The organism is Paraburkholderia fungorum (assembly GCF_902833645.1).
Classification (GTDB): Bacteria; Pseudomonadota; Gammaproteobacteria; order Burkholderiales; family Burkholderiaceae; genus Paraburkholderia; species Paraburkholderia fungorum.
The window spans coordinates 275,904-288,282 of sequence record NZ_CADFGE010000007.1; the positions used below are offsets into that span (position 1 = coordinate 275,904).

Annotated in this window: 10 protein-coding genes and 1 pseudogene; 7 read left to right on the forward strand and 4 right to left on the reverse strand. The window is 63.4% G+C overall.

All coding sequences use genetic code 11. The features are described from left to right. Nucleotides 1-97 precede the first annotated feature (97 nt). Entirely contained in the window at nucleotides 98-367 is a 270-nt protein-coding gene (locus tag HWX91_RS22510) for an FHA domain-containing protein (protein WP_028196852.1), read from the reverse strand. 271 nt (nucleotides 368-638) lie between these two features. On the opposite strand from HWX91_RS22510, the gene HWX91_RS41230 reads away from it, so the two are divergent. From HWX91_RS41230 to HWX91_RS22545, 7 genes are all read left to right on the forward strand, one after another. Continuing rightward, nucleotides 639-3,734, forward strand: coding sequence for a glycosyltransferase family 9 protein (locus HWX91_RS41230; protein WP_311734537.1), 3,096 nt, complete (start codon nucleotides 639-641; stop codon nucleotides 3,732-3,734). Between the two features lie 53 nt (nucleotides 3,735-3,787). Next, nucleotides 3,788-4,558 (forward strand): chorismate--pyruvate lyase family protein, encoded by a 771-nt coding sequence (locus tag HWX91_RS22520; RefSeq protein ID WP_081833065.1) that lies wholly within the window; start codon nucleotides 3,788-3,790, stop codon nucleotides 4,556-4,558. After that, nucleotides 4,558-5,031, forward strand: a complete 474-nt coding sequence (locus tag HWX91_RS22525) for a DNA-deoxyinosine glycosylase (protein WP_028196853.1) — start codon at nucleotides 4,558-4,560, stop codon at nucleotides 5,029-5,031. Before HWX91_RS22520 ends, HWX91_RS22525 begins: the two co-directional genes overlap by 1 nt. Next, nucleotides 5,028-5,951, forward strand: a complete 924-nt coding sequence (locus HWX91_RS22530; RefSeq protein WP_028196854.1) for a class I SAM-dependent methyltransferase — start codon at nucleotides 5,028-5,030, stop codon at nucleotides 5,949-5,951. Before HWX91_RS22525 ends, HWX91_RS22530 begins: the two co-directional genes overlap by 4 nt. 227 nt (nucleotides 5,952-6,178) lie before the next feature. Beyond that, nucleotides 6,179-6,427 carry a DUF3311 domain-containing protein gene (locus tag HWX91_RS22535; RefSeq protein WP_028196855.1) on the forward strand — a complete coding sequence of 83 codons (249 nt, stop codon included), beginning with the start codon at nucleotides 6,179-6,181 and terminating at the stop codon, nucleotides 6,425-6,427. Continuing rightward, nucleotides 6,427-7,977 (forward strand): monocarboxylate uptake permease MctP, encoded by a 1,551-nt coding sequence (gene mctP / locus HWX91_RS22540; RefSeq protein WP_028196856.1) that lies wholly within the window; start codon nucleotides 6,427-6,429, stop codon nucleotides 7,975-7,977. Before HWX91_RS22535 ends, mctP begins: the two co-directional genes overlap by 1 nt. A gap of 125 nt (nucleotides 7,978-8,102) precedes the next feature. Beyond that, nucleotides 8,103-9,227, forward strand: a complete 1,125-nt coding sequence (locus tag HWX91_RS22545) for an FUSC family protein (protein ID WP_028196857.1) — start codon at nucleotides 8,103-8,105, stop codon at nucleotides 9,225-9,227. A gap of 69 nt (nucleotides 9,228-9,296) precedes the next feature. Here HWX91_RS22545 and HWX91_RS22550 read toward each other — a convergent pair whose 3' ends face one another. The 3 genes and pseudogenes from HWX91_RS22550 to HWX91_RS22560 all read right to left on the reverse strand — a co-directional run bounded on the left by HWX91_RS22550 (nucleotide 9,297) and on the right by HWX91_RS22560 (nucleotide 12,372). Continuing rightward, the gene (locus tag HWX91_RS22550; protein ID WP_028196858.1) at nucleotides 9,297-9,722 is read right to left on the reverse strand and encodes a VOC family protein; all 426 of its coding nucleotides are present in this window, start codon (nucleotides 9,720-9,722) and stop codon (nucleotides 9,297-9,299) included. 242 nt (nucleotides 9,723-9,964) lie between these two features. Continuing rightward, nucleotides 9,965-10,918: a transaldolase gene (gene tal, locus HWX91_RS22555; RefSeq protein WP_028196859.1), complete on the reverse strand. Its 954-nt coding sequence runs from the start codon at nucleotides 10,916-10,918 to the stop codon at nucleotides 9,965-9,967. A 233-nt stretch (nucleotides 10,919-11,151) separates the two neighbouring features. Next, nucleotides 11,152-12,372: pseudogene (locus tag HWX91_RS22560) on the reverse strand (benzoate/H(+) symporter BenE family transporter). Between the last annotated feature and the right edge of the window lie 7 nt (nucleotides 12,373-12,379).

The window sequence follows — 12,379 nt, forward strand, 5'->3', positions numbered from 1 at the left end:
AATGCGCTGCTTCGGCAGCGCATTTTTTTGACCTGTGCTTTATGTGCTTTATGTGCCTTATCGCCCGATTGTCAGGCGAGGACGCTACGCAGTGGGCTTAGTGCGCAGATGCTTGCCCGTGCAAATGACGCACTTGCGATAGCACGGAGCCGGCTAGTTCCTTGGCTTCGATACAGGAGTGCGGGTCAGCCAGCACTTTGGCCGCGAGACTGCCGATCGCCGTGCTGGTTTGCTTGGACGTATGGTGCTGCGCGAGCGCGGAACCAGCAAGTTCCTTTTCCGCATACAAGACGCTCGGCCGCCGCAAAACGACTGCCGCCAGATGGGCAATGCGGTCGGAAGTTTCTTTTGAGTTCGTAGTATTCAACTGTTACTCCATGTTGTTTGTTGTTGATCCGGACGCACTGGAAAGCTATTAAAAAAATGTCCGGAAAATAATTATGGTTAACTAATCAAATACATTCAACAACACTATTTCGAGATTGGTTTATGAGATGAAAAAACACGTATTTGTCTTATGCTCGCGCGATCGAAATTCGGATGCATAAAGGATTATTTGCAATCTTTAAGCCCTTTATGCGCCGAATCTTATTTCTGCGATTACGCGTTGCTGCGTGCAATAACCTCTTTGTCTTTTTATGTCCGATTCCATTCTGGTGAAGCCTACGGATCCTGTGTATCTGCTGTGGTCGATCTTGCGCGAGCAAGGTTTCGATGCCGCTGAGCGGCGTGCTCTAGAACTGGTCGCGCAAGGGGCCACGCCGCAGTTGCACGCCGACCTTTGTGCAAGCGCCGGACGTTTTGAAGCTGCGTACCACAGCGCATCGCAAGCGCAGGCTACGGACAATGGTGTGCGTCACGCCCGCGTGGCGCTCTTCGCCGATGCGCTTGGCCGCGCGGGAACCGCGCAGCGCAATAGTGAACTCGCGGTCGCCGTGCAGCCGCCGGCGGCGACGATCGAATGGACCCGTTGGTTGATCGAGCGCTGCGGTGCGCCTTCAGCCGCGGCGCACATGTTGCGCGCGTATGAGCAACACGCGCCACAAGACGCCCGGGCATCCTGGTGGCTGGCGATTGCGCTTGCAACGTTGCCGGACGCGAGCGCGCGAGCCGAGCGCCGAGCGGCGCTGCTGCGTGCCTATGCGCTCGATCCGGCAATCCACCCCGCGTTGCCGTTGCAACTGGTGTTGGCTTTCCGCGAGATTCGTGATTGGGCAACGGTCGAACGCATTTGTCGCGAGGTGCTGACGCGCGATCCCGCCGACGCCGAAATCGCGTGGCAACTGAGCCATGCGCAATGGCAGGGCAACGATGCCGCCGCGGCGGAGGCGACCATGCGCGCGGCCAATGCCGCCGCACCGGGCAATCCCCATGTGCTGGCCGCGATCGGTATGTATCTCGCCGAGCAGGCGCGTTTTGCCGACAGCGAGGCAGCACTGCATGCAGCGCTCGCTAGCGACCCATCCGCGTCGCAAGCGGCGGTCGATCTCGCCGACCTCAAATTGCGGCGCGGCGACTGGCCTGGCGCGTGGCCGCATTTCGAAGCGCGTCTGACGCGCGACGACCGCGAGCCGAACAACGTCGTGAGCGTGATGGAGCGGCTGTGTCCGCGCTGGCAGGGTGAATCGCTGGCCGGCAAGACCTTGCTCGTGCACAGCGAACAGGGCAACGGCGACGATATCCAGATGGTGCGCTTCGTACCCGAGTTGGCGGCGCGCGTACGCGACGAGGGCGGCCGGCTGGTGCTCGCGGTGCGTCGGGCGTTGCAACCGCTGCTGGCGCGCTTCTACGCGAATTGCGTGTCTATCGAGGACGGACCGCTTGGCGAACCCGACTTTGGACTGCCGATCATGAGCGTGCCGTCAACGCTTGGTTTGCGGCCTGAAAACGTGCGCGGCGGCGCCTATCTGTCTGGCGAGGCAAACCGTGTCGCTGCGTGGCGCGAGCGGATTCACGCATCGAGCGGGGAGCCGGCGCGCATGCATGTCGGCCTCGTCTGGTCGGGAAGCCCGACGCACCGTCGTGACGCGAAGCGGTCGATACCGCTCGCAGCGTTGGCTCCGGTGCTCGCGTTACCGAACGTGGTGTTCTATCCGCTGACGCCGGGCCGGGACGCCGATGTGGCCGCGTTGATCGCGCAGGGCTATCGCATCCGCGATCTGACGGCGCACTATCAAGCCGGTTTCGACGATGTGGCTGCACACGTGAGCGCGCTCGACGTGGTGGTGACCATCGACAGCGCACCGTTGCATCTGGGTGGCGCGCTGGGACGCCCCGTGCTGGCCATGCTCGATCACGTCTCGCATTGGGCGTGGGGCAATGAGGAGACGCAGCCGTGGTACGACTCGGTAGAGCTATTCCGGCAGCCGCAGCCAGGCGATTGGGCACCGGTGGTCGAGCGAGTGGCTGACAGATTGCGGGCGATGCTGCTCTCGTATGAGCATGGCCTGGAGAAAGTACCGGCGCGATTGGACAGCGTGGACAGCGCACTGGTGCCCGCCCGGCTGCCCGCACATCTGGCTGCCGAATCCGCAGCGCCCGCGCAAGCGGCCTTTGAACTGAACAGTGCGCACCGCTTCCAGGACGCGGCCAGGTTCGCCGCTCAGATGCTGGCTATCGACTCGCAGAACGCCGGGCTGCATCACAACGCGTCATATGCGTACAACATGCTGGGCGAGTTCGATCAGATGCGGTTGCATGCCGCCGAGGCTGCCAGGCTGCTGCCCGATAACGCGCCTATCCAGTTCAATCTCGCGGCCGCACAGTTGCGTTTCGGCGACTTCGAACAGGGTTGGAAACAGTATCGCTGGCATGAAGCACTGCCGGAAAACCACGATCTGGTTCGCCCCGACTTTCCTGAGTGGCAAGGCGAGCCGGTGGCGGGGCGCAGGTTTCTGCTCGTCGGCGAGCAAGGGCTTGGCGATCAGATCCAGTTTCTCCGGCTGGCTGCGTGGTTGAATCGACAGGGTGCGCTCGTCGATGTGTGGGTTGCCGCGCCGCTGGCGGAATTGGCACGCTGCGCAAGCGGCGTCCGCACCGTATGGGTCGAGTCACCGCCGGGACCGTATGATTTCTGGTGCCGAATGCTCAGGATGCCGGAGCATATGAGGCTGACATTGCCGATGCTTCCTTTGGCGATGCCGTATCTGAGCGCGGAGCCGGCGTTGGTGCACCGCTGGCGGCAGCAAATCGACGCCGCCGATGCCACCGATGCCACCGATGCCACCGATGCCACCGATGCCACCGCCAATGCCGACCCGCTTCCCGCGCGAAAGAAGCGTGTGGGGCTGGTTTGGGCGGGCAATCCGGACTATGGACTCGATCGTTATCGCTCGATCGCATTGAACCGCTGGTTGCCCATCCTCGAACAATCCGGCGTGACGTGGGTTTCGTTGCAAATCGGGCCGGCGCAGGACGAGGCGGCGGCGTTGCCGTTGGACTTCGACGTACTTCTGCCAGACCCGCAGATCGGCAATTTTTCCGATACCTTGGCCATTCTTCAATCGCTCGATCTGGTCATTACCGTCGACACATCCGTCGCTCACCTGGCCGGTGCCGCCGGGCGTCCGGTCTGGATCCTGTTGCCCACCTGCACGGATTGGCGCTGGATGGCCGATCGCGATGACAGTCCGTGGTATCCGTCGGCGCGCCTATTCCGGCAGCGCGAACTGGGTCGATGGGACACGGTGCTCGAGGATGTACGGACTGCGCTGCGGGAGTTCGTGACGGTCTGAACGCTGCGCGGCTCGGCAAACGTCTGACGGCGCCGCCGTTATAATCCGACACCATGTCTATCCGTTTCGATGCCGCCGACGCCCACTGGCGCGTCGCGCCCCTAGCCGGCTTTAGCGCCGCCCAGAAAGACTGGCTGACCCGCGGCGGATCGCTGACCGCGCATCTGCGCACGCTTGGCGAAGTCGCGGTGCGCGTGACGCGCGAAGCGGTCGCGTTGCCGTGGGCCGACGAACACGCCGCGCTCGGGATAACGCCGCGCGCGCCCGTGTGGGTCAGGGAAGTGGTTCTGTCGGTGAGTGGCGTGCCGTTTGTCGCCGCACACAGTGTTGTGCCGCTGGCGGCAAGCATCGGCATATGGCAGGCCATGCGCCGGCTGCGTACCCGGCCGCTCGCCGAGTTGTTGTACAGCGATAGTAGTGTCGCGCGTTCGTCGCTGGTGAGCAGGGGGCTGACGGCGCGCCATCCGCTGTATCGCCTGGCTGCGCGCCAGATCGACGAAGCGCCGCCGCATGCGCTGGTCGCACGCCGCTCGGTGTTCGAGCGTCACGGCGCACCGCTGATGGTCACCGAATGCATGTTGCCCGCGCTGTGGAAGCAGCTTGCGCATCTGGCGAGTCTCGCGAATACGGCCAGCACACCGCATGCGCCTCACGCGGCCGCACAAGCGCCTCAGCGTACTCACCTGCGTGAGCATGGCCGGCCGCTCGAGCATACGGCGTCGCGCGCTCACAGTGCGCCGCGCGGAGAGCACGGACATCTCGCCGAACGCGATGCGCACGAATCCAAACGCGCACCGGCATCAGACAGTAAGGTGAAGCGCTGATGCTGCGCGGCTTCCCTCCGGTCGTCGCGGCGGATACGCATACGCTGATTCTCGGCAGCTTTCCCGGCGAGGCGTCGCTCGCGGCGACGCAGTATTACGCGCATCCGCGTAACCAGTTCTGGCGGCTGCTCGGCTCGGTGCTCGACGAGCCGCTTACCGAGTGCGCTTATGAGGAACGCCTCAGGCGGTTGCTGTCGCACGGCATCGGCGTATGGGATGTGCTCGCCGCCTGCGAGCGTGAAGGCAGTCTCGACGCCGCGATCCGCAACGCCAATCCCAACGATTTCGCAACGCTGCGTGCTCACGCGCCGAAGCTCGCTAAAGTCTGCTTCAACGGCAAGACGGCGGGCCGTTTTGCGCCGGTGATCGGCGAGGCCGGCTACGCCACCCTCGTATTGCCTTCGTCAAGTCCGGCGAATGCTATGCTCTCGTTCGACCAAAAATTGCGTCTCTGGCGCGACATCCTTACATGACGAAACTGATCAAGCGCGCCTCGGCTGAAGCCCGTGCTTTCCGCAACAAAGCCGCTGACGGCGACGACCACACGCCGAACAAACAGAAAGTAGTGCGCAACAAAAAGCGCGCACTGCACGACGACGACCTGCACGACGCGCCGCAAATCGAAGCGCCGCGCAAGCCTCGCTTCGCGCCGGTCACGTTCTCGGAAGAGGGCGGCGTGCGTTTTCTGCACTTCGGTACGGAATGGGTGCAAGGCGCGATGCGTCTGCGCAAGCCGGACCACATCGAACTCGAATACGCGCAACAGATGATGGCCTGGCTGCTGTTCATCGAAACGCCCAGGCGGATCGTCCAGCTCGGTCTCGGCGCAGCCGCGCTGACCAAGTTTGCCCATCGCTTCCTGAAGCGCGCGAAGGTCGAAGCGGTCGAAGTGAACCCGGCGGTAGTGGTGGCCGCGCGCACGATGTTCGAACTGCCGCACGACGACGCACGTCTCACCGTGCACGAAATGGATGCATGGGACTTCGTCAACGACCGCGCCAACCATGGCACGATCGGCGCGCTGCAAATCGACGTCTACGATGCGACCGCGCGTGGCCCGGTGCTCGACAGCGTCGGTTTTTACCGTGCGGTACGCGCCTGTCTGACCGACGCGGGCGTGGTGACTGTCAACCTGTTCGGCGATCATCCGAGCTTCGTGCGCAACATGAAGCGCCTGAACGAAGCGTTCGATGGCCGCGTGGTCGCGCTGCCGGAAGTGCACGATGGCAACCGTATCGCGGTCGCCTTCTCCGGCCCGGCGCTCGACGTGCCGTTCGCGGCGTTGCAAACACGCGCGAAGCTGATCGAAGCGGAACTCGGCTTGCCGGCGCGCAAGTGGATCAAGGGTCTGCAGGAGTCGACCGGACAGAACGGCAGCTCGTTCTCGATCTGATGTGAAATTGGGGCGGCCCGGCCCGCCCCCCGCCCAACTCTGCTAAACCGCCGCCCCGCCCGCCCCAGCAGCACATTCGCGCCTCGGGTCGTCCCTGCTTGACCTGACGTTCTCGGCTCCTATACTCTTTCGAAGCTTTCGGGGTACCCGTGGCCTACCTGCGACGGGACATCCACTACCCGTCCACACACGGGCCAACATTTCAATAATAGGGAAGAGGAGACGTCATGGCTCACGACGCCGACGCGAACAAGGCCAGCAAGCACTGGCTCTGGTTGCTGCTGTTGCCCTGGATCGCGATGATCTGGGTGCCGTCATATAACAAGGTCGAACCGCAACTGTTCGATTTCCCGTTCTTCTACTGGTATCAACTCCTCTGGGTGCTGATCAGCGCGATCATCACGGCGCTCGTGTACTTCAAGACCAAGACCCGCTCGCGAGGCACGCCGGGCAGCTCGCAAGGGGGCGCACGATAATGAACGCCACCGCAACTTTCGTCTTCGTCCTGTTTTTCATCGGCGTCACCATTCTCGGCTTTATTGCGGCCCATTGGCGCAAGGGCGACCTCGCCCATCTGGAAGAGTGGGGCCTCGGCGGCCGGCGCTTCGGCACCATCGTCACATGGTTCCTGCTGGGCGGCGACCTGTACACCGCCTACACCTTTATCGCCGTGCCGGCGCTGGTGTTCGGTGCGGGCGCAACCGGTTTCTTCGCGCTGCCGTACACGATCCTGATCTATCCGTTCGCCTTTGTGGTGTTCCCGAAGCTGTGGAGCATCGCCAAGCGTCAGGGCTACGTGACCTCGGCGGACTTCGTCTCGGCTCGCTACGGCAGCCGCATGCTGGCGCTGGCGATTGCCGTGACCGGCATTGTCGCGACGATGCCGTACATCGCGCTGCAACTGGTCGGTATCGAAGTGGTGATCGGCGCGCTGGGTTTCGACACCAAGGGCTTCGTCGGCGATCTGCCGCTGATCATCGCGTTCGCGATCCTGGCAGCCTACACGTACACCTCGGGCCTGCGCGCGCCGGCCATGATCGCGGTGGTGAAGGACGTGCTGATCTACATCACGATCTTTGCCGCGATCATCGTGATTCCGCCGCAACTGGGCGGTTTCGGCCATATCTTCAGCGTGGTGCCGCCGGCCAAGCTGCTGCTGAAAGCGCCGGACGTGTCGAGCCTGAATGGCTACAGCGCGTACGCGACGCTTGCGGTCGGCTCGGCGCTCGCGCTGTTCCTGTACCCGCACTCGATCACCGCGGTGTTGTCGTCGAAGTCGGGTAACACGATCCGCCGCAACATGGCGATGCTGCCGGCTTACTCGCTGGTGCTCGGCCTGCTCGCGCTGCTGGGCTTCATGGCGCTGGCCTCGGGTGTGAAGGACATGCCGGAATTCGCGCCGTACTTCAAGGCGTTCGGCCCGAACTTCGCGGTGCCGGCGCTGTTCCTGCACTTCTTCCCGTCCTGGTTCGTGGGCGTGGCCTTCGCGGCGATCGGCATCGGCGCGCTGGTGCCGGCGGCGATCATGTCGATTGCAGCGGCAAACCTGTACACGCGCAACATCCATAAGGAGTTCGTGAACCGCAACATGACGCACGACCAGGAGACCAACGTCGCCAAGCTGGTGTCGCTGATCGTCAAGGTCGGCGCGGTCGCGTTCATTCTCGGGCTGCCGCTCACGTATGCGATTCAGCTTCAGTTGCTGGGCGGTATCTGGATCATCCAGACGCTGCCGGCCATCGTGCTGGGTCTCTACACGCGCGTGCTCGACTACCGCGGCCTGCTGATCGGCTGGGCAGTCGGTATCGCAACCGGCACCTGGATGGCGATTTCGCTGAAGCTGGCTGGCTCGATCTTCACGATCCACCTGTTCGGCATGGCGATCCCCGGCTATGCCGCGGTGTGGTCGCTGATCGTCAACCTGGTGGTTTCGGTGGTGGTGAGCATTCTGGTGCGCATGTTCGGCATGCAGCGCGCCGAAGACCGCACCCGTCCGGAAGACTATCTGGACGTGGTCGAAGGCTAAGTCGGCCGATCTGTCCCGCCTGAAAAAGCAACGCCCGCAGACAAAAGTTTGCGGGCGTTTGTCTTTCCGGGGTACTCCAGGGCAGGATAGCGGAACTGCCCTTCAAAGCGTCCGTCGCGCGAGCCATGGCTTCTGCCGATTCCCCCCGCGTGATTGCCCGCCGCTCGGCCATGAGCCGGATGGTGCGCGCGATCACCTCGCCGTACTACCGCTATCGCCATGCGAAGGTGCTGCATAGCTTGCGGGTCGGTATCGCAATGCTGGTGTCGATTCTCGCGACCACCGGCATCGACATTCCCCACGGCATCTGGTCGTCGGTCACCCTGCTGGTGGTGATCGGCGGCTTGCAGCATCACGGCAATATCCGCAAGAAGGCCGCCGACCGGGCGGCGGGAACGCTGCTCGGCGCAGTGATCGGGCTGGCGCTGATCCTGTTGCAGAACCTGACCGGCTCGCTGCCGCTCACCTATGTGCTGATGTCGATCGTCGCGGCGATCTGCGCGTGGTTCGCAATCGGTTCATCGGGGTATATCGGTTTGCTGACGGCAATTACGATGTGCATCGTCGCCGGCCATGGCGACAATCTGATCGACGTCGGCCTGTGGCGCACGTTGAACGTGCTGATCGGCATTGTGATCGCGCTGGCGTTTTCGTTCGCGTTGCCGCTACACGCGACTTATTCGTGGCGTTACGGGCTCGCCGCCAATTTGCGTGCCTGCGCGCAGATTTACAGCCGCTTGCTGGAAGGGGAGACGATCAGCGAGGACGAGCAGGTCAAACGCTTTCTCGAGATCAACAAACGGCTCGTCCAACTGCGCTCGCTGATGCCTTCGGTGGCGAAAGAGATCGACGTGCCGCAGTCCAAACTCGACGAAATCCAGCGGCTGCATCGCTCGGTGCTCAGTTCGCTGGAATTGCTGGCGACCGGCCCGCTGATGCGCGCAGATGCCGTGGCTCGCGCTGCGTATGCGCGGCAGTGCGGCGTCGAGGTGCACGCCGTGCGCGGCATGCTGCTGGCGATGGCGCGCGGTCTGCGTTTTGGCCGCGCGACGCACTTCGGCATCCCGGCCGCTTCACCGCTCACCGAGGTGTGCAGCGGCGCGGCATTGGACTTGCCGCCCGAGCTGCAAGGGCCGTATTGGCTCGGGCAGCGGCTTGCCGAACAGGTGGACCGGCTGCGCGCCTTGCTGCTGGAGACCGAGCCGAACTGGAACATCGAGCGGCATTCGCGGTTTTTGCAGAAAGCCTAGAGCGCTGCGGTCAGGCTCGCGTGCCCTTTGCCAATCCGCCACCGCAGCGGCGGCCGTCGGACCCGCCGCTCACGATGCCTGCTCTTCCGGGACGCCCACCATCCAGCCGAGACCGAAGCGGTCCACCACCATCCCGAACCTTTTGCTCCAGAAGGTGGGCTGCAGCGGCATCATCACCTGTCCGCCATCGGCGAGCGCGTTGAAGCATTTTTCGGCCGAGGCGTCGTCGTCGACCGTTAGCGACAGACTGAAACCGTTCATCGAGCCTGCGTTGGGGTCGCACCGGCCGTCGGACGCCATCCAGACCGTCGAGCCAAGCTTGATGGCCGCGTGCATGATCTTGTCCCCTGTGCCGGGAGGTATCTGGGCCTGGGCCTCAGGCGGCGCCTCCTTGTAGCGCATCTGGAACGTGACTTCGGCGCCGAGTTTCTCGCTGTAATACTTGAGCGCTTCTTCACACCGGCCGTTGAAAAAAACGTAAGGCTGAACGTACATGATCGTCTCCCGGATTAGGGTCAGCGGCGCCGCGTTCCTTCGGCAAATGACCGCGAGGGAGTGGGCGTGCAGACGATTGTAGTCGTCCGTTGCGGCAGCAATTGTGACTTTATTACGTAGGGAGGAGGCGTAAAAGGGCTGCGGCGCCGGACCTGCTTCGGACCGGCACACGCAGCCGTAAACGCCGCGCGGCCCCGAACCGGAAGGCTCAGGGCCGCGTACCCAGGCGATGAAGGCGAAGCTTAACGCAGCGCTTCGATCAGCTTCTCCAGCTTGACGGCGTCCGCCGCGAACGCGCGGATGCCTTCAGCCAGCTTCTCGGTTGCCATGGCTTCGTCGTTGACGAGGAAACGGAACGACGCTTCGTCGACAGGCACGCGTTCGATGTCCGTACCCGAGGCGAGTTCAGGCGACAGCTTGCGTTCGACCTTCTCCGTGCTGTCCTGCAGCTTTTGCAACAGATCCGGGCTGATCGTCAGCAGATCGCAACCGGCCAGTTCCAGAATCTGGCCCGTGGTGCGGAAGCTCGCGCCCATCACCTCGGTCTTGTAGCCGAACTTCTTGTAGTACGCGTAAATGCGGCGCACCGATTGGACGCCCGGGTCGTTGGCGCCGCCGTCTTTCGCTTCGTCCCATGCGCTGCCGGCGTTTTTCTTGTACCAGTCGTAGATACGGCCGACGAACGGCGAGATCAGTTGCGCGCCCGCTTCGGCGCAAGCGGCGGCCTGGGCCAGCGAGAACAGCAGGGTCATGTTGCAGTGGATGCCTTCCTTCTGCAGCACTTCGGCCGCGCGGACGCCTTCCCACGTGGAAGCCAGCTTGATCAGCACGCGTTCGCGGCCGATTCCGTGGTCTTTGTACAGGGCGATCAGCTCACGGCCCTTGGCGATCGACGCCTGGGTGTCGAACGACAGGCGCGCGTCCACCTCAGTCGACACCCGGCCCGGGATGATCTTGAGAATTTCGGTGCCGAACGCGATCAGCAACTGGTCGATGATCGCGCCGACCGGTTTCGACGCGTGAGCTTTCACGGTCTTTTCGAGCAGCGGCTTGTAGTCGTCTTTCTGGACGGCCTTCAGAATCAGCGACGGATTGGTCGTCGCGTCCTGCGGCTTGTACTGCGCAAGCTGCTGGAAGTCGCCGGTATCGGCCACGACGGTGGTGTATTGCTTGAGTTGGTCGAGTGCGGTTGTCATGTTCAGGCCTTCATGGCGCGCGTGCGCCGTGGTTCAGGAGAAATGAGGTCGCCACCGGACGAAAAATAAAACAGCGCCGGTGGCCGCGGGTCACGCTGCAGCGTCCGCCCGCCATGTTGCCGGGAAACGCTGCCGGATGCTTCTATTCTATGGCGGATCGCCTGATGCAGTATTGACACTTGGCGGCGCCGATCCGTTCACAAGGATTTGGCCGACGGTTTTGGGAGGGCGATTCAACTGCGCCGGAGGTTCAGCACCAGTTGCGTCAGCACGCCTGCCACCAGCCCCCAGAACGCCGAGCCGATCGACAGCAGCGTCAGGCCCGAGGCCGTCACCATGAACGTCACCAGCGCCGCCTCGCGCTGCTTCGTATCCTGCATTGCGTTGGCAAGGCCGCTCATGATCGAGCCGAACAGCGCCAGCGCCGCGACCGAGACCACCAGCGCCTTGGGCAAGGCCGCGAACAGTGCGGCGATGGTGGCGCCAAAAATCCCGGCGATCAGATAGAAAATGCCGCACCAGAGCGCCGCGGTGTAACGCTTGCTACGGTTTTCGTGCGCTTCGGGGCCGGTACAGATCGCCGCCGTAATAGCCGCAAGATTGATGCCGTGCGAGCCAAACGGCGCGAGCAGCAGCGAGGCGATGCCGGTGGTCGCAATCAGCGGCGCGGAAGGCGTGGTGTAGCCGTCCGCGCGCAGCACGGCGATCCCCGGCACGTTCTGCGAGGCAGTCGCGACGATAAAGAGCGGGATGCCGATGCTGATGCTCGCCGCGACCGAAAATACCGGCATCGTGAACACCGGGTGGGCGAGCGCGACGTGAAAGCGGCTGAAATCGAGCAGCCCGAGCGCCCCGGCGGCGAGCGTGCCGACGATCAGCGTCGTCACGATCGCATAGCGCGGCGCGAAGCGTTTGACGATCAGGTAGGTGAAGAACATCGTCAGCACGAGCGCGGTCTGGAACTGCGCGGCGCGGAAAATTTCGATGCCGATCTCGAACAGAATGCCCGCCAGCAAAGCCGAGGCGATGCCGGCCGGGATTTTCTTCATCAGCGTGTCGAACCATCCGGTCAGGCCGACCACCGTCAGCAACACCGCGCAGACGATGAACGCGCCGATTGCCTCCGGGTAGGCCACATGCGGCAGCGACGACACCAGCAGCGCCGCGCCGGGCGTCGACTAGGCGATCACGATCGGTGCGCGAAAACGCAGCGACAGGCCGATCGTGCAGACGGCCATGCCGATCGACAGCGCCCAGATCCACGACGAAATCTGCGCGTCGGTGAGATGCGCGGCCTGGCCTGCCTGAAACATCAGCACGAGCGCGCTGGTATAGCCCGTCATCATCGCGACGAAGCCGGCAACGACGGCGGACAGCGACATATCGCTAAACGGTTTGAGCGGCCCGGCGAGGGCGTCGGCAGGGGACAAATCGGGCGCTGAAGACGGATTCATGCTGAAG